Source organism: Winogradskyella sp. SM1960, assembly GCF_020179375.1.
GTDB classification, from domain to species: domain Bacteria; phylum Bacteroidota; class Bacteroidia; order Flavobacteriales; family Flavobacteriaceae; genus Winogradskyella; species Winogradskyella marina.
On the sequence record NZ_JAICBG010000001.1, the window covers coordinates 1,127,030 to 1,145,854 of the forward strand.

Annotated in this window: 12 protein-coding genes; 9 read left to right on the forward strand and 3 right to left on the reverse strand. The window is 35.2% G+C overall.

Translation table 11 applies throughout. The annotated features are described in order from the left end of the window. The first annotated feature begins 24 nt into the window (after positions 1–24). From K1X16_RS04805 to K1X16_RS04845, 9 genes are all read left to right on the forward strand, one after another. Positions 25–1,518, forward strand: coding sequence for an arylsulfatase (locus K1X16_RS04805; RefSeq protein ID WP_225035238.1), 1,494 nt, complete (start codon positions 25–27; stop codon positions 1,516–1,518). Positions 1,519–1,709: 191 nt separating this feature from the next. Continuing rightward, positions 1,710–2,894: a DUF6786 family protein gene (locus tag K1X16_RS04810; protein WP_225035239.1), complete on the forward strand. Its 1,185-nt coding sequence runs from the start codon at positions 1,710–1,712 to the stop codon at positions 2,892–2,894. A gap of 2 nt (positions 2,895–2,896) precedes the next feature. After that, positions 2,897–4,765, forward strand: a complete 1,869-nt coding sequence (locus K1X16_RS04815; RefSeq protein ID WP_225035240.1) for an alpha-L-fucosidase — start codon at positions 2,897–2,899, stop codon at positions 4,763–4,765. 8 nt (positions 4,766–4,773) lie between these two features. Beyond that, positions 4,774–6,381, forward strand: coding sequence for a sulfatase family protein (locus tag K1X16_RS04820; RefSeq protein ID WP_225035241.1), 1,608 nt, complete (start codon positions 4,774–4,776; stop codon positions 6,379–6,381). Between the two features lie 30 nt (positions 6,382–6,411). Continuing rightward, positions 6,412–7,554, forward strand: a complete 1,143-nt coding sequence (locus K1X16_RS04825) for an alpha/beta hydrolase (RefSeq protein ID WP_225035242.1) — start codon at positions 6,412–6,414, stop codon at positions 7,552–7,554. A 56-nt stretch (positions 7,555–7,610) separates the two neighbouring features. Then, positions 7,611–9,101: a sulfatase family protein gene (locus K1X16_RS04830; protein WP_225035243.1), complete on the forward strand. Its 1,491-nt coding sequence runs from the start codon at positions 7,611–7,613 to the stop codon at positions 9,099–9,101. Positions 9,102–9,137: 36 nt separating this feature from the next. Then, entirely contained in the window at positions 9,138–10,712 is a 1,575-nt protein-coding gene (locus tag K1X16_RS04835; protein ID WP_225035244.1) for a sialate O-acetylesterase, read from the forward strand. Positions 10,713–10,718: 6 nt separating this feature from the next. After that, complete coding sequence (locus K1X16_RS04840; RefSeq protein ID WP_225035245.1) at positions 10,719–11,579, forward strand: alpha/beta hydrolase; 861 nt, start codon at positions 10,719–10,721, stop codon at positions 11,577–11,579. 142 nt (positions 11,580–11,721) lie between these two features. Continuing rightward, positions 11,722–12,918: a putative glycoside hydrolase gene (locus tag K1X16_RS04845; protein ID WP_225035246.1), complete on the forward strand. Its 1,197-nt coding sequence runs from the start codon at positions 11,722–11,724 to the stop codon at positions 12,916–12,918. A 273-nt stretch (positions 12,919–13,191) separates the two neighbouring features. Here K1X16_RS04845 and K1X16_RS04850 read toward each other — a convergent pair whose 3' ends face one another. The 3 genes from K1X16_RS04850 to K1X16_RS04860 all read right to left on the reverse strand — a co-directional run bounded on the left by K1X16_RS04850 (position 13,192) and on the right by K1X16_RS04860 (position 18,785). Further along, positions 13,192–16,014: a chitobiase/beta-hexosaminidase C-terminal domain-containing protein gene (locus tag K1X16_RS04850; protein ID WP_225035247.1), complete on the reverse strand. Its 2,823-nt coding sequence runs from the start codon at positions 16,012–16,014 to the stop codon at positions 13,192–13,194. Positions 16,015–16,263: 249 nt separating this feature from the next. Beyond that, positions 16,264–17,115 carry an alpha/beta hydrolase family protein gene (locus K1X16_RS04855; protein ID WP_225035248.1) on the reverse strand — a complete coding sequence of 284 codons (852 nt, stop codon included), beginning with the start codon at positions 17,113–17,115 and terminating at the stop codon, positions 16,264–16,266. Positions 17,116–17,171: 56 nt separating this feature from the next. Then, entirely contained in the window at positions 17,172–18,785 is a 1,614-nt protein-coding gene (locus tag K1X16_RS04860) for a hypothetical protein (RefSeq protein ID WP_225035249.1), read from the reverse strand. Positions 18,786–18,825 lie beyond the last annotated feature (40 nt).

An 18,825-nucleotide genomic window follows, 5' to 3' on the forward strand; every position in this document is an offset into this window, starting at 1 on the left:
ATGTTTAAGATAAAAATAGGAATCATGAAAAATACAGTTACATACTGTTGTTTGTGTTTCCTATTTTTTTTTCAAATTGGCTATGCCCAAGAAAACGCTAGCACGTTAAAAGACAGTAGGCCCAATATCATCTTTGTGATGACAGATGACCAAGGTATGGGCGATTTGTCTTGTATGGGAAATGAGGTTGTAAAGACGCCTAATATTGATGCGTTCTATGAAAAATCAACACGTTTTACCGAATACCATGTCAGTCCCACTTGTGCGCCAACACGCGCTGCAATTATGAGTGGTCAACATGAATTTAGAGTTGGTGTTACACATACCATTTTAGAACGCGAACGCATGGCTTTAGAGGTGCACACCCTTCCACAAGCCTTGCAATCTGCAGGCTACCAAACCGGACTTTTTGGCAAATGGCATTTAGGAGATGCCGAGGACTATTTACCGCAAAATCGAGGATTTAATGAAGTATTGATGCATGGAGCTGGTGGTATAGGCCAAGTAAGCTTAGGCGATTTTCCACCGAATAAAGACAACGTGTATTTTGATAATGTTTTACTTCACAATGATACGGTTGTAAAAACCATGGGCTTTTGTACCGATGTGTTTTTTGATGCAGGATTGGCTTGGACGAAGAAACAAATTGATGCTAAAACACCATACTTCACCTATCTATCTCTTAACGCACCTCATGCACCTCTAGTTGCACCTAAAGCATACAAAAAACGTTTTTTAGAATTAGGCTATGATGAAGGTACTGCGAGTAGATACGGTATGATTGAAAACATCGATGATAATTTTGGAAGACTAATGCGCAAACTTGAAGAATGGGATGCTTTAGACAATACTTTAGTCATTTTTACCACAGATAATGGCGCTACACATTTAGGCGGAACACTAAATGGGAAAAAAATAAGACATTTTAATGCAGGCTTAAGAGGCGGAAAAAATTCACCTTACGAAGGTGGAGATCATGTACCATTGTTCATGTATTGGAAAGGTGTGCTAACGGAAGGAAAAGACATTCACCAACTTACAGCACACCTCGATTTATACCCAACCTTTGCGGAATTAACTGGAGCTAAACTTCCAGAAACAATGCAGCCTTTAGAAGGCTTGTCATTAATCCCTTTATTAGAAGATACAACGACAACTTGGGAAGACCGTTTGCTATTTACACATTGTGGACGCTGGAAAACAGGCATGGTCAACGAAGCCAAATACACTAAAATGGCGATTAGAAGTCAACAGTGGCGCTTTATCAATAACGAAGAGTTATACGATATTAGTAAAGATCCTGGAGAGCGCAAAAACGTGGCTTCAGAACACCCTGATGTCATTGCCAAATTTCAACAACCTTATAACAACTGGTGGTCTGCCTCTATGCCACTAATGATAAACGAAAATAGAAAGCGGATAAAACAACAACCGCTTCACACCAAATATTACGAGCAATTAGAAGCACAAGGAATTCCTTATTGGAGTCCTAATAATGGGATTGCCGAAAAAAACTAAAAAGATGAATTATTTTGATTTCGAGCATATCTAAAATGATCTATTTATTTAAAAGAGACATCTTTTAGGTTGAATTAGATATGAGGTTAATCTCAAAGAAATTACAAATTAGTAACCTTGAAAATTTTAATCTCGCAGAAAACGATTTTGAGATTCTATTGAATTTATAAGTACACTACCATTCTAAAACTATGATTGATACACTGAAAAAAGACCACGGTTTTGCTAAAGACCTTAACTTTCTAAAAAAACATACAGATATTATTGTTTTGCAAGAAGAACAAAGCGCTGTAGCTATTGCACCACAATTTCAAGGACGTGTTATGACGAGCACTACAAATGTAAATGAAGGTGACGGTTTTGGGTGGATTAATAAAAAAGTGATTGAAGCTGGTTTCTTGTCCGAGGAAGAGCGTAAAGGTCGCTTAGAAAATCAGATTTATGTATTTGGAGGTGAAGAGCGTTTTTGGTTAGGTCCTGAAGGCGGTCAGTTTTCGCTCTTTTTTAAACCAGAAGACGATTTTGAATTTTCAAACTGGAAAACTCCTGCAGTAATCGATACAGAAGCTTTTACTTTGGTATCAAAAACAAACAATGCGGTAACATTTGAACACCGTTGTGAACTGACAAACAAAAGTGGGACTGTTTTTAAAATGGGTATTGGTCGTTCCATTACTATTTTAAACAAAGCCACCATTGAAACCATTATAAAAACAAAATTTTCAGCAAATGTTGCGTTTGTTGGCTACCAAACCAATAATCAAATCACAAATATTGGTGATCAACAATGGTTACCTGAAACGGGCTTACCTTCTATCTGGATGTTAGGAATGTATAACCCATCACCAGAAACAACGATGATTATTCCTTTTAAAGAAGGAGAAGAAACTGTCTTAGGACAAAAGGTAAATGACACCTATTTTGGTAAGGTGCCAAATGACTATTTAGAAGTAAAAAATGATGTTTTGTTTTTTAAAGGAGACGGAACAAAACGCAGTAAAATTGGCATCAACTCAAAACGTACAAAAGGAATTGCCGGAAGCTATGATGCCGTAGGGAAAGTTTTGACTTTGGTGACTTATAATACTCAAGAAGCACCTCATGGCTATGTGAATTCAGCATGGGAGCACCAAGAAGAACCCTTTGCTGGCGATGTTATAAATGCATATAACGATGGATCACCAGAACCAGGCGTTCCGTCAATGGGTCCCTTTTATGAGTTAGAAACCTCATCACCAGCAGCAGCATTACAACCGAATGAAACCATGGTTCATATTCAAACCACGATGCATTTACAAGGAGATGAACGAGAATTAAGTAAAATTTCCGAAACCACATTGGGCGTTAGTTTAGATGCTATTATAAAATCATTTTAACTATGAAACGATTAAAAATAAACACAATACTTATATGTTCGCTCGTATTAACCTTAATAGCGCAATATAGCTGTACAACCAAAGAAAAAGCTAACACTTTTCAAAATCAAGAATTTGACCAAACCAATAATTGGATCGTTTTAGACAAAACAGATGCAACTAAAGAAGGAACTACTTTTTCTTGGACTTTTGAGGTAAAAAACCCTTCCGATTATGTGCTTCAAGTAGTGACTAAAGATGCTTCTTTTACGGATAATAAAAGAGGAACAGTAAAACTAGGAGAACAAGTTTTTGAAGAATCCTTATCAAAAAACTATGTTATAAATGAAAATGAAATCGTTTCCGAGTTCAAAAACATAATCCCACTAAAAAACACAGAAAAACAGACACTTTCTATAACGACTGAAGCCGATTTTAAAAGCCTTAGATTCATTCCGCATTTTAAAAAACAAATTGGTTCTGGTAAGTATCATCAAGAATGGTTAGTAATGCACCAGTCTGATGAAAAACAAGAAGCCCTAAAACGGTTTAAAGAAGCGAAGTTTGGCATGTTTATACATTGGGGATTGTATTCACAAGCTGGCGGTATTTGGAAAGGCACTAAAATTAATAATGCACCACATCCAGGACCAAAAGTAGCCGAATGGTTAATGTATGCGTTTCAAATTCCTAGAGAAGACTATAAAGAGTTAGCTAAAACCTTTAACCCTGATAAATCCTTTGCGCAAAACGTTGTAAAATTAGCCAAGGATGTTGGTATGAAATACATCGTCATCACTTCAAAACATCATGACGGTTTTGCGTTGTTCGATTCTAAAAGTTCAGACTTTAATATGGTAGACGCCACACCGTACAAAGCAGATATTATTAAGGAGCTTTACGACGCCTGTTTGGCCGAAGGTATCGATTTTGGGGTATATTATTCGCATGGTAATGATTGGATGGATGGAACAGATGGAAATTATGCTAACGTAAAAAAAGTAAACGATTCTCTTGGCATTTATACGCATCCGAATGGTAAAAATTTATGGGATCCAAGTGACAACACACATGAGGAATACCTTCAAAATAAAGCTTATCCTCAAATAGAGGAATTGCTAACTATGTTACCAGAACTACGTTTAATCTGGTTTGATGGCACAGGTTTTACTACGGAAGCACAAGCCTTTCAGTTTTACAAATTGGTTTATGATATCAATCCAAATGTTTTAGTTAACCGAAGAGTTGGTTATGCTTTTGGTGATTATTTAGACGCAGGAGATAATAAGATTCCTTCAGCATCCGAAACCCTAGAAAAGTATTGGGAAACCTGTGGAACCACAAACAATTCTTGGGGCTATAAATCTTATGACAACGATTGGAAAAGTCCAAAAGAACTACTCTACTACTTTGTAGATATTTTATCGAAAGGTGGCAACTATCTATTAAACATTGGTCCTGACGGAAAAGGACACGTACCAGAAACTAGTGCACAAAACTTACGAGCAATGGGAAAATGGATCCATAAAAATGCTGATGCTGTTTACGGCACAACCCGTTGGAACACACCAAACGAAGGCCAAGAAGAAACGCTATTAGATGGTACAGGTCATAGAGCCTCTAAAGGGTTCCAAAGAGAATTTACATCCAAAGACTTTTGGTTTACAACTAAAGGAAATAAGGTGTACGCCATTTCACTAACCAATACAGATGGTGATATTTTAATAAAATCACTGAGAAAAGGGAAAGGTGATATTGAAAAAGTAAAACTATTAGGAAGCGATAAAACTCTTAGTTATACTCAAAATAAAAACGGATTACAAACCACAGTAACCGGAGTGCCTAAAGATGCGCTTGGTTTCGTTATAGAAGTGACTTTAAAAAACAATTAAATAAAATTATGAAAACTAAAACAACTCAAATACTTATAATTAGCAGCTTGTTATTGGCATCCCTTTTTATGCTATCAAGTTTTGATAATGAAGACATTACAGAACAACAAAAAACTAAAAAACCAAACATCATATACATTTTAGCTGATGATTTAGGAATTGGTGATGTTAGCCTCTATAATGAGAACAGTAAAATTCAAACCCCTCATTTAGATCAAATGGGAAAAGAAGGTATGCAGTTTACAGATGCACATACCTCATCTTCTGTATGTACACCAACACGATACGGTATTTTAACAGGAAGGTACAATTGGCGAACCCCTTTAAAAGAATTTGTGACTTGGGGAAACTCACCTAGTTTAATTCAGAAAAACAGATTAACAGTAGCGCAAATGCTAAAAGATAATGGCTATAAAACGGCTAGTATAGGAAAATGGCACTTAGGTTTAAATTGGTCTATGAAAAATAATAGCCCAGAGTTTGATCATTTTTCAAATACATCTGAGCGTTTAAATTTTAAAAATATGGATTATAGCAAGCCTTTAAAATTTGGACCTAATGACATGGGCTTCGATTATTCTTATATGATTTCTGCATCCTTAAACATGCCGCCTTACGTTTATATAGAAAATAATAAGGCTACTATGATTCCTACAGAAATAACAGAACGAAGCAGAAAAACATATCCTTTTAGTAGTTGGATAAAAGGCGCTATTGCTGATGATTTTAAACATGAAGAGGTCCTACCAAACGTTGTTGACAAATCCATTTCTTTTATTAAGGAGAATGCCAATAAAGACCAACCATTTTTTATGTATATTCCTTTGCCTTCGCCACATAATCCCGTTTTACCAATTGCGCCATGGAAAGGGCAAAGTGACATAGGCAGCCCATATGCCGATTTTGTAATTATGATTGATGATTTAATGGGCAATATCTTTAAAACACTAAAAGAACAAGGGATAGAAGATAATACATTAGTCGTTTTTACAAGTGATAATGGCTATGCCACCACCAATGATTTAAAAACCTTGCGACAAAAAAAACACAGTCCGAGTTATATATACAGCGGTTATAAAGGGAGTTATTTTGAAGGAGGTCACAGAGTCCCATTTTTAGTAAAATGGCCAGGAAAAATTAAACCCAATTCGGTTTCCGATACCACCATATGTACTACAGACTTTATGGCCACTTGCGCCGATATTATCGGTTATGATTTTAAGGATAATGAGGCTGAAGACAGTTTTAGCATGATGCCGATATTAACCAATGAAGGTGATTATTTAAGAGAAGCAACGATTCATCATGACAAGTATGGTGTTTTTGCTATTAGAAAAGGAGATTGGAAATTAATTGTATCGCCTAATTCTGGCATTATGGCCTCTGGGAAGACAAAAATACATAAAGGTGTTACTGCAGAAGAGATTCTATACAATTTAAAAACAGACGTCAAAGAAAAAAATAACGTTGCCGATCAATTTCCGGAAAAAGTTAAGGAATTAAAAGAGATTCTAATCCAACAAATAAGAGACGGTAGAAGTACCCCTGGAAAAGTGCAAGAAAACGATGCTATTACAGGCGAATGGCCACAAGCAAATTTTGCGTTTAAAGAATAACCAAACATTAATAAGAAATACTGCAGCGTTATGACAAGACTTATAAAATTTAATTTTTCATTAGTAATTTTATGCATCATATTTCCTTTTTTTAAAGGAATGGCGCAATCAGAGGATCAATCTAACGGAGCGTATCGCGATGTTTACATTAACACATCTTGGAAAAGATTAGATAAAAACAAAGACGGTAAATTTACAGAGAAGGATAACAAACGCCTCTGGAAACATTTACATAAAATATTAGACAGTAACGAAGATGACCTCATTAGCTTTGAAGAATATTCGGCTAATAAGCGCGTTCCATACTTGAAAACAGAAGGAAAACGAAAGTTAAATGTGCTTTACAAAGTTACCGAAGAAAAGGATTTATACTTAGATATTTATTATCCTAAAATAGCAAAAGAAGGTAAAAAATTACCCGTAGTAATTTACACACATGGAGGTGGCTGGGCACAAGGAAGTAGACATGGCGCAGCTAATGCCTCTTTTAAAACCGTACATACGGCACTTTTAGAAAAAGGATTCTGTGTGGTATCCGTTAGTTATAGACTTTGGGAAAAAGACGGAAATAATACTATGCGAGACTGCGTAATAGACAGTAAAGATGCTATGCGTTATTTATCTAAACATAGTGACACATTAGGAATTGATGCCAATCAGTTTTTCTCTTTTGGAGACTCTGCTGGCGGTCAAATTTCCCAAATGCTATTATTAAGTTCACCAGAAACTTTAAAAGGAGATCCTGAATTAGCTTCTTACACGTATAACATGGTCGCTGGCGTGTCTTGGTATGGTCCTTGTGATTTTGAAGATATCAATTTATTCAACCATGATGACAGCCCAAATTTTAAAGATAGATTTGGCGAAAGAATAACTCAACCAGATACCAAACCTAAAGATAAATTATTGCTTTACAAAGAAATGAGTCCTATTAATTATTTAGAAAAAAACAGCGCACCATTATTAATGATTCAGGGCGATAAGGATACTACTATCCCCGTAAAACATGCCTATTACATGGCAGAAAAAGCGAATAAAATTGGCGCGCCTGTAACCACATTAATTGTAAAAAACTCAGGGCATAATTGGCGTAAAGTAGGTGCAGACATAAATCCAACACGAGGAGAAATTGAACAATCAACTATTGATTTTTTTGTTTCGCATTTAAAATAAACGGATTATTATTTTGATACTAATTCAAGATAAAAACGATAACTATTAGAACTATCATGAATAAAATTGGAGTCTCTACAACTAGCTTAGTTGTAATCCTATTAAGCACCTTTACTTGGTTTTCTAACGCACAAGTAAATTCTAAAAAACCCAATATCGTATTGATATTGTGTGATGATTTAGGCTATGGTGATGTGCAAAGTTTAGCACCTGAAACAAGTAAAATTAAAACCCCACATATTGATAAACTAACAGAGGAAGGGATGATCTTTACAGATGCGCATTCCGGTTCCTCCGTTTGTACCCCAACGCGTTATGGTATAATGACAGGGCGTTATAGTTGGAGAACAAAGTTACAACGTGGAGTTGTATCTGGTTTTAAACCCAATTTAATTAAAGAAGACCGACCTACGATAGGAAACTTTCTTAAAGACCAAGGGTACCACACGGCTATAATAGGAAAATGGCATCTTAATTTTCAGTATTTGGATTCTACTACGCAAGCACTAATTCCAAAAAAAGGAAAAAAATTACCGCCTATTGGCGCTCGTATTCCAGACGGTCCTAACCAAAGAGGCTTTGATTATTTTCATGGTTTTCACCATGCTGGAAGTATGAAAGCAGTTATAGAAAACGACCAAGTCATTATTCATGATGATGAAATTAATATGTTACCTCGCTTAACGACTAAGTCTGTAGATTATATTAACAATCAAGCAAAAAACAAAGACGGACAACCATTTTTCTTATATGTGCCTTTAGGATCTCCGCATACACCAATTGTACCTTCAAAAGAATGGCAAGGCAAAAGTGGACTTGGTAATTATGCCGATTTTGTGATGCAAACAGATGGCACCGTAGGCGCTATAACAAAAGCATTAAAAGATAACGGCTTATCAGAAAATACATTGGTGATTTTTAGTAGTGACAATGGGACTTCTAAAGCAGCAAACATACCTAACTTAAAACGACAAGGGCATATTGTAAGTGCAGGTTATCGTGGTTCAAAATCCGATTTATGGGACGGCGGACATCGCATTCCTTTTATTGTAAAATGGCCGAATACCGTAGTACCTAACACAACAAACCATGATTTAATTTGCTTAACCGATATTTTCGCTACGTTTTCAGAGCTAACAGGTGTTGCTATGCCAAGCAAAAGTGGAGAAGATAGTGTAAGTTTTTTACCAGCATTACATGGGGAAACTATTAACAGTACTAGAGCTGGTGTTATTCACCATTCTATTAGTGGTCATTTTGCTTACAGACTAGGAAAATGGAAATTGTTACTAGCAAAGGCATCTGGTGGTTGGAGTGTACCAAAAGAAGATGATCCTAGTTTAGATACTATGCCTATTGCGCAATTATATGACATGGAAAATGATCCTGCTGAGACTACAAACCTATATACAACACATCCTGATATTGTAGAAAAACTTCTAAAGCAATTAGAATTAGACATAAAAACCGGAAGAAGCACCAAAGGAGAGTTTTCTCAAAATGACGTAGATAATATTATTCTATGGAAAAGTGAAAATAAGAAGTGAACCTCAAAAAAGAAAAAGTCTAAAAATTAAAATTCTATGAAAAGGTTAAATACTTTAATATTATGTATTAGTTTAATCTTGAGTAATTGTTTATTTGCCGAGAATTCATGCTCTACGTTAGCAGCGTCTGCTTTAAAAGCTGATGTTAAAACCGCCTTTAAATTAGGTTCTCTTTTTAAAAACCATATGGTTTTGCAACGTGATCAGCCTATTCCTGTATGGGGAAAGGCTGAGGTTGGAACAACCATTACCGTAAATTTTGCTGATTCAGAAAAAAGTATCGTTGTAGATTCTAATGGTAAATGGCGTATAGATTTAAACGCTTTAAGCGCAAGCTTTGAACCTAAAACCATGATTATTTCATCTTCAGTAAATGAAGAAGAAATAGAGATTTCAGATATTGTAGTTGGAGATGTATGGATTTGTTCTGGGCAATCTAATATGCAAATGAAAGTTGGAGGTATTCCTGAAATTAAGGCTTTAATACCTAAATCTTCTAATATTCGAAGTTTTACTGTAAAAAACACTGTCGCATTTGAGCCTCAAGACACATGTGAAGGTATATGGAAGAATGAACAACCCAATAGTGCTGTAGCCTTTTCTTTTGCTTATTTTCTTCAAAAATCTGCCAATGTTCCCGTTGGTATTATATTAACATCTTGGGGAAGCTCGTCTATAGAAGCTTGGATGCCAAGAGAAATGACCAAAACAGTACCTCATTTTAAAACGATTATGGATGAGTTTGATGCAGATATAGAAACTAAAAACAGACTAAAAACTATTTTAGATGGTCCGAAACCATGGTCAAGAAAAGATGATGTTTTTTTACGTAGGCAATCTAATATACTTTACAATGCAATGATGTATCCATTAGTTCCTTATGCTTGTAAAGGATTAGTTTGGTACCAAGGCGAACGCAATACAAGATCTATGCATGGTATGGCAACGAAACCGTGGTTTTCCAGAAATTCAGGAATGCTAAAGTATGGGGAAACACTTAAAGAATGGATAAAAAGCTATCGGAAATCTTGGAATAATGATAGTATGCATTTTATGGTAGTAATGCTACCAGGTTACGGAAAAATTTTAGATTTAGGAAAAGATATTAATTCTGAAAATCCTAATGCTCATTCATGGGCATGGATGCGAGAGTCACAATTAAAAGCCCTTGAGTTGCCTAATACATCAGTAGTAAACACAATAGATTTAGGTGATGTTAAGGATATTCACCCAAAAGATAAATTACCTATTGGTAAACGTTTAGCTTTATTGGCAATGGATGAGATATTAAAATCCGATACTAAATCTTGTGGTCCCATATTAAAAAAAACAAAAATAAAAGGGAATACTATAGTCGCTTACTTTGACTATGCTGAAAAGCTTAAAACAAAAGATGGAAAAGCACCAACAGCCTTTTGGTTAGCAGATGATTCTAAAAAATGGTTTTCTGCAACTGCCAAAATAAAAGGAAAAACAGTCGTACTGCATTCTAATAAATTGTTAAAACCTAAATACATTCGATACGCGTTCACTGCTAAGCCAGAAGTAAATTTGGTTAATGAACTAGATTTACCTGTATACCCATTTCGAACAGATACTTTTCAACCCTAAAGGTTTATGAAAAACAGTAAAATATTTCTAATTTTATTCTTAATCTCCTTTTCATTTATTGCAAAAGGACAGGTTTCTTATGAGCCCAATGAAACTTTGATTTATAAAACAACGCCACAAACAACCTTAAAACTTCATGTTTTTAAACCGGAAAAACATAAAAAGAAGGACAAAAGACCTGTAGTTGTTTTCTTTTTTGGTGGAGGTTGGTCAGGTGGTTCACCAAAACAATTTTACCAACAAGCAAGATATTTTTCAGAAAGAGGAATTGTAGCTATTTCAGCTGAATATAGAGTTTTTAAAAAACATAATACAACGCCTTTTGATTGTGTGCGTGATGCCAAATCTGCCATAAGATGGGTGAGAGTACATGCTTCTGAATTGGGCATAGATCCTGATAGAGTAATTGCCTCAGGAGGTTCTGCTGGTGGCCATTTAGCGGCTTGTACAGGAGTTATTGAAGGAAATGAAGAAGTTGGGGAAGAATTAAAAGTAAGTTCGGTTCCTAATGCAATGCTACTTTTTAATCCGGTAATTGATACCACAGAAAAAGGCTATGGCTTGAAAAAAGTGGGCGAAGCGAGAAAAACGGAAATATCTCCTTGCAGCCATGTTCGTGAAGGAATTGTACCTACTTTAATTTTTCATGGAACGGCTGATAAAACAGTTCCGTTTGAAAATGTACAACGCTTTACAAATTTGATGAATGAGGAAGGGAATAGTTGTGAATTGATTGCATATGAAGGGGAAGGTCATGGTTTTTTTAATGGTTCTTTTTTCAGAAAGAAAAATACAGATGTTATTTTTAATTCAACTATGGAAAAAGCGATGGAATTTTTTAAAGAACTTAAATTCATTTATAAATAAACGGCTGAGGCAAGTTTATTTTTAATTCTAAAATTTATACGTTTTAAGAATCATCTATAAAACATCTTTTTTATTAAAAAAAATCCTTTATCGGAACTACAATTTTAAAAGGTAATTATATAAACAACAAAATATTTATTTAATGAAACATAGTCTTTCTGTTACTATTGCAATGTCAATCGTTTTATTGTTTTGCTCATGTAAAACAGCTCAAACCCCTTACAAAATAAGTGATGGTAGTACTTTTGAAACAAAACCATTTTATCCCAAATTTAATTGGAAAACAACCCCAATGTATTATATGTTTGGTGACCCAAAACGCGTTTTACATCCAGAAGAAGTTGAATTTATTGCAGAACGAACAGATTTTATTTGTATTGAAAAATCTCATGGACAAGGACAATTAGGTGCTGCAGAATTAGGAGCAAAACATGAAGTCGCAGCGTTTAAAAAGCTAAAGCCAGATATGAAAGTGCTTTTCTATTTTAATTCAGCTTATGCATGGCCATTTACATCTTATAATAAGAATTTTACGCATGAAAACATTGATAATCATCCAAAACTTAAGGCGTTTTTAATAGAAAACCCTGAAACCAAGGCATTAGAGCAGCGAAAAAACGTTTTTTATTTTGATGTTTTAAATCCTGATTTTCGAGAATGGTGGGTAAACACGGTAGCTGAAGGCGTTGCGTTTTCTGGTGCCGATGGTGCTTTTATAGATCAAATGCATGGTTTTTCATGGTTACGCCAAGATAAAGCCCAAGAGGTTCAAAAAGCTATGGGAGCTATGATGAAAGCTTTAAAAGAAAAATTAGGTTCAGATAAAATATTACTAGGTAATAATGCAAATTCTAGAATAGCGAAACATGTTTTCCCTTCTATAGATGCCAATATGTTTGAACATTATGGGAATGACTTTTTAAGTAAAGAAAAACTATTGAATGATTGGGAAGATATGCTTAGAATTTCTAAAGCCGGAAAAATGTCCATATTTAGAATTGGTGTAGAGTATGACAGCGTAGCTGTTTCAGACCCTACATTTTACAAAGGAAAATTTAGAAATGAACGGTTTGCGAAACTTTCTAAAGAGAAATTAGAGTTTTATCACGCATGTTACTTAATTGGAGCACAGCCATATTCCTATTTTCAATATGGTTGGGGATGGCAATTGGCTCATGGTTCTTTAATGGATTATCCAGAATTGCAAAAACCATTAGGAGCCCCAAAAGGTGCATATCAGAGAACATCAAGTACAGGTTGGGAATTTACCCGCGAGTTTGAACATGCTTCCGTTTGGGTTGATACCGAAACAAGACAAGCTAAGATAACTTGGCATTAAAAAATTATATCAATAACTATCTATTTTTATAAAAAGAACACTATTCGTATTCACTATTTATTTTGCTTTTAGCCGTTTTGAACCAATAAAAGCGGATAAAAACAGCTCCAATAAAATTCATTTATATTATTAATGATATGGGAATAGGAACTGTTTCAAACACAACAGCTACCGATTTTCGATATAATAAGTCTATTAAAAAAATTAAACCTCAATTAGATAATCCTAATTGAGGTTTAGTTTTTAGTCATGAAATATTTACTCTAAATGAACTTATGGAATGCTTACCTCAAATACCTTAGAACCATAATCTCTCACCGCAGTAATGGTTACTGTTTTGCCTGAATAGGTTTTAAGGAACTCCTGTAAATGTGCAATATTTGAAATTTTATGCTTGTTTAATTTTTGAATCACCCAATCTTTGTGCAATCCTGCATCTAACCACATTTGTCCTTTTTTAGGATCTAAGGATTTAATATAACAGCCAAAATTGTAGCCACCTGTGGCATCTATTAAATCTGGATCGTCTGCAATATTAATTAACAAAGCGCCATGTACATCTTTTTCAAGAGCCTTTTTAGATTTTGTAATTTTCTCCTGCTCGCTATTTTCTGCCTTATATTCACCAGCAATTAAAGTACTCAACCAGCTTGGATGCGTAAGCGTTTTTACTTTATTAAAGACAGCTTCTGCAGTAAATCCTATTGCAATGCCGTTTGCATTAAAAGTTCTTGCTTTTATCACCGTAGTATTCTTTATTTTAAATGGTAACGAATATACTGTTGAGTTCCTATTGGGTTCTGAACCATCTGTGGTGAAATACACCTTAGCCCCCTTTTCTGCTCTAATATCTGCTTCTAAACGAACTTCAGTCTCATTTTCAAAATCACCTCCAAAAGGCAAAATACGTGTCATCTGATGTCCAAATTTATTCATTGAGAAATTTTTAAAACCTAATTTTAATGCAGGTGAATCCTCTTGCACTTGGTAATTACCGTTTATTGGATCTACAAAATTAGGATGAGCTACCATAGAACCTAGGTCATACCCTCTCCTATGCCATTCCTCCAAGTTCATGTCTTGTGTCATAGTAAAACCTTCAGGGTAATTAACATTCCAGTATAGGTTTTTATCATAATTGGTACTCCATTTAACATCGGTTGGTAAAGCAACCTCACGTATAAAGTTTTTTGTTGGTGCCTTATTTCCAGGTACAGCACCAGCAATCACAAAAATATTTATAGAAACTTCATCTTCTGAATTTTTGGGCCATACATGCCAACCCAAAGGAACTGCACTTACGGTTATATTGTTAAACACCTTTCGTCCCATACCATCTCTTAGTTTAATGGTAGAACCTAAATTTAAATTATTATAAATCTCATAGTAACTAGAGCCATCATCTAAATCAATGGTCCAATTTCCTGCACTAATAGATTTACGGTAATTAGCGATTCGGTTATTTCGAATAACGACATTATCAATAGCATCCAGTCGCGTCAATTCCTTAATGAAATGCTCATCTGTTCCTCTACCACCTTTCCATTGTCTTTCTCGTCCCCAAGAATTAAAAGGGCCATGCTCTCCTGTTTCTCTAACAGTTTCCCATATATCATTAAATTCAATAAGGTGTCCTCCCCAAGTGCCATCGTTAATACATATACCTGCGCGCGGACAATTGTATATCGTATTATGAGAAGCTGTTATTTTATGACTCATAGAAATGTAAACGCCTGCCACTTGTTTGCCAACATCACCAAAATCGTGCATGATGCTATTTTCAACCACACAATTCTTTGGATAATCTGGCGTTTTAGGTCCTGGCTCTAAATCCATGTTTTCACGCATTTTATTCCAATTTTTCCCATCCATTAATCTATCATCCCAAGTCTGATAAAAACGAACGGCTTCCGGCGAACCCACAAAACAAACCGCACTTTCTCCGGTGTGTACAAATTGACAACCGCTTATTTTATTATTACGATTGTAAGCACTCATAAACACACCATTTCCTCCTACGTATTCAAAATTACAATCTTCAATCAACAGGTTTTCTGTACCTTCCATAAAAATGGTGCCGCCTCTGTGAATAGCCCAGTCACCACGAGCAAGGGGCTCATAAGACTCCATAAACGTATAATTGGTTTGTGTAAAATGAAAGCCTTTAAACTGAATATGCTTTACAGGTGCTTCTTTAGTGCCCTTCAACTGAATCATATCTTTTAGTACAGGAACTTCAATTTTAACGTCACTTAAGTGTACGTCTTGCATCGGATAATAGTAAAGCGTATTGGTTTCTTTGTTTAAAAACCATTCCCCAGGAACATCTAGTTCTTCAAAAATGTTTTCCACATAATAAAATGAAGCTTTTTTTCCTTTACCACCAATACCATGTGTTCTTTGAAGTTGCCAACCACCTTCATCGAGGTATATTTTATTTTGTTCTCTATCGATGGATTTAATTTTATACTGCATGTTTCCCCAATTATGACTTTGGAAACCATGTACAATTCCTGTTTCAGCATGCTCCCATGTTTTATCTGAAAAGGTTTTAGGATCATAGGAAAACCATTTGTCATAGCGTTTATTGGTACCACCGGTGACTTGATGATAGCCTTTTCCTTCACGAAGTGGATTTTCATAATCGTAATTAGGAAACCGTGCTCTAACTTGGCGTTCTCCATTAACAAATAATTGATCCATAGCTAATCCTTCAGGAACTTTTGCTTGATAAATACCGTTTTTATAGGCTTTCCATTCCAGATGCTTTAAGTGCTGAGAGCCTTTCATAATGACCTTTGATCCAGGTAAAGCAGAAAATATAACTGGATTTTTTACCGTCCCGGAATAATCACTATCTATTTCAATGGTCTCATTGAGGTAATATTCCCCTGAAGCAAACCAGACCGTAACGGCCTCTTTGCTTGCATATTTTTTCACCTCTTGTAAGGCTTTTTCAAAACTTAAATAAGGACTGTTTTTTGTTCCGGGATTAGCATCGTTTCCTTTGGGCGATACATAAATATCTTTCGCAAAAACGTTTCCTATCATCAACAATACTACAAGAGCGGTTAATAAACTATTGTTATTCATCATATTTAATTAAAGTTAATAGAGGTCATTAGTTAAGTACTTATCCAAATTAAAAATTGATATCTTGATATTTTAGGCTTAATAGTTAGTTTTGTTGTCAGTTCGAGCGCAGTCGAGAACTATTTGTTTACAAAAAGTAGGTTTCGACTGCGCTCAACCAGACATTCAGGTCAAATTTGAACTCTAATTTGAGTAACTTTCTACTGACCTCTAAAAATTAAATTCTGGTTTGTCTCAAAAAAACGAGATCGGCTATTTCACACTTTCTAGAATAAATTCTACAATTGGTGTGGGATCTTTTAATGAATGCGGGTGGTGTCCGACACCTTTTTTTCGTATTATTTTAATTATTCCTCCTGCTTTTTTGATTTTCTCTGCAACGATAGCTGTGTTTTCTTCATAGGGCACTACAGTATCAGCATCACCATAAACATGTATTACAGGTATTTTTGCTTTTGCAATACGTACACAATTATCAACAGGATTGTCCTTGTATGCTTTTACAGAATTAGCGTCTAAATTGTATGCTTTTAAACAGTTCTCCCAAGATTTAGTATGTCCTTCTCCATTAAAAAGACCACCAGGCCAACTTTTTATATCGCATACTGGCGCATCCCCATAAATAGCATATACTTTGTCTGTGTTTTTTGATGCCCAATTATAAATTATTAAACCTCCACGGCTCATGCCTTCTAGAACAACTTTAGAATTAAGGTTGTATTTAGTTACACAATAATTATAAAAGCTGTCCCATAGGCTAACAGCTTCATCATTTCCAAATAAATTGCCTACATCAACATACACCACATGAAAACCTTTTTCTAACAAAGCCTTATCTACTTGTGGCTCATGTCCCCAAAATCGAGCTCTCCAAATCCAGTAATTATTTGAATTTTTAGTGTTTGGAAACACAACCTTTGCATTATGCCCTTCAAATAAAAATTCTTCTACCTTATAGTCTTTAAATTTTTTATCAATGGAAGTTCTTACATTTTTTACATCATACTCCGCAATGGCTTTCTCAGTTGAAATACTTTTGTTTTTAGGAACTCCACAACCCGTAAATAATAAAAATAAAAGTGCTACTGTAAAGGCTTTATTCATTTTCGTGTTTTATTTTTTTGTTACTACTACTAAAATTTGAAGGTGATTTAAGCATCTTATTCCTCAAACGAAACAACGACCTCATCTAAAATTGGTTTTGATTCATTTTCTGTGGTATCAGTCATTTTAACTTCAAATTGAAAACCATAGCCTTTTGGTAAGTCTGAAAAATTCAACTGTGCTGGTGTTTTTTCAACCTGCTTAGAAAAACCTTCTATATAGTCATATTGTTCTTTTACATGCTGCCAGTTACTCCACGAGTTAATACGTCCATCATTAGTGGTATCAACGCCCATTCTTACTTCTACAGTTTCCACCCAAGGACCAGTACTTACATAATCATTTTTTGTTTGCGTAAGTAGGTAGTATTTATCTTCTGCAAACATGATATCTGGATCTGGATGGCCTTGTCCAATATTTCCACAAAATTCAAATTGTTTATTGATGTCATTAGACGTAAACCAAGCAGCACTCATATGTTTACCACCTGTCTTACCTGCAGGATCATAGTCAGCAAACAAATAGTACTGTCCTCCGATAGCGATAGAAGCCCAATCTCCGAATGCATTCTGTTCTGGTTCGTGGATTTCGTAAGTACCAAAAGCAACGACATCACCTTTTTTAATCCTTTGTTTTGGAATATCAACTTGTGAAACCTTTCCTGGATAGTTATCAGGGTCTTCTTTAAACCAATGTGGATGTGCATATTCTGCAAATTTTCCTGTGGGTTGGGTACGCTCATCAACAGGAGGATTCAAAATTTTAAAATCATTAAAACCATCTTTACTTACCGCATGGGTTGCTAATGGAGAATCCCAAGCATGCGTAGAAGCATCAATAGGCGACCAATCTTCAGCTATAATATGGAAATTACCTTCCAAATCTCTGATGACTGCACAATCCGAACCATCTGATGGATCTTTAAAAGCCATGCCCATTTTTTTACCAAGACTACCATCCGTTAAATCTTCATCAATAAGTAAATGTGGATCTTGATCGTTTGGAAAATCGTAATAAAAATAAAACTTTCCATCAACATACTCTGCGGAAGTCACCCAACGTGAAGACGCATCTGATACAGGACCATGATGCACCCAATTTTTCATATCAATACTTTGCCAAGCATGGTAACCCCTTTCTGATTTTTTTAATCCTCCTGGAGCATCAAATTGGTTGTTAAGATGTGTTGTTTTTAACACCACATCATAACCTTTTAAAATTGTATCCTTACTTTTAAAAGATGCTGGTCGTTTGTTATCTTTTCTAGTATCATATCTACCAAACATCCAGTAATTTCCATCGCCTAACTGCAATGCTACAGGCGCATCACCTAAGTTTGCAGGTCCTACAGGCGCAATTTGTTCCCAATTTAACCATTCTGGTGATTGTGAAAATGTAATGGATTTTGCAGATTTCTTTTTCGAAAATTGTTTCATTGAACTTTTAAAAACAGCTTCCTTTGCAGTAGGAACCACTTTTCCATTGGTGATTTCCAAGTTTGATTTTGTAGCTATATTCGCTTGCCAGTCTTCTTGAGACGCAATGGTCCAAATATCAGCCTTTAAAGAACTCGTTTGCTGTTCTTGTTGCACTCCACAAGCGGCAAATAATTTAATTGTAAGTATTGATAAAATGACTTTATTTACTTTTATTCTGTTCTTTGTATTCATCAATTTATTTTTTAAGTATGATAAAACTGGACGTTACTCT

Excerpts from the sequence above, each read along its gene's own strand:
- K1X16_RS04830 (WP_225035243.1), top strand. The coding sequence starts at position 7,611 with ATGAATAAAATTGGAGTCTCTACAACTAGCTTAGTTGTAATCCTATTA.
- K1X16_RS04845 (WP_225035246.1), top strand. The coding sequence starts at position 11,722 with ATGAAACATAGTCTTTCTGTTACTATTGCAATGTCAATCGTTTTATTG.
- K1X16_RS04860 (WP_225035249.1), bottom strand. The coding sequence starts at position 18,785 with ATGAATACAAAGAACAGAATAAAAGTAAATAAAGTCATTTTATCAATA.
- K1X16_RS04815 (WP_225035240.1), top strand. The coding sequence starts at position 2,897 with ATGAAACGATTAAAAATAAACACAATACTTATATGTTCGCTCGTATTA.
- K1X16_RS04840 (WP_225035245.1), top strand. The coding sequence starts at position 10,719 with ATGAAAAACAGTAAAATATTTCTAATTTTATTCTTAATCTCCTTTTCA.
- K1X16_RS04810 (WP_225035239.1), top strand. The coding sequence starts at position 1,710 with ATGATTGATACACTGAAAAAAGACCACGGTTTTGCTAAAGACCTTAAC.
- K1X16_RS04850 (WP_225035247.1), bottom strand. The coding sequence starts at position 16,014 with ATGATGAATAACAATAGTTTATTAACCGCTCTTGTAGTATTGTTGATG.
- K1X16_RS04805 (WP_225035238.1), top strand. The coding sequence starts at position 25 with ATGAAAAATACAGTTACATACTGTTGTTTGTGTTTCCTATTTTTTTTT.
- K1X16_RS04835 (WP_225035244.1), top strand. The coding sequence starts at position 9,138 with ATGAAAAGGTTAAATACTTTAATATTATGTATTAGTTTAATCTTGAGT.
- K1X16_RS04820 (WP_225035241.1), top strand. The coding sequence starts at position 4,774 with ATGAAAACTAAAACAACTCAAATACTTATAATTAGCAGCTTGTTATTG.
- K1X16_RS04855 (WP_225035248.1), bottom strand. The coding sequence starts at position 17,115 with ATGAATAAAGCCTTTACAGTAGCACTTTTATTTTTATTATTTACGGGT.
- K1X16_RS04825 (WP_225035242.1), top strand. The coding sequence starts at position 6,412 with ATGACAAGACTTATAAAATTTAATTTTTCATTAGTAATTTTATGCATC.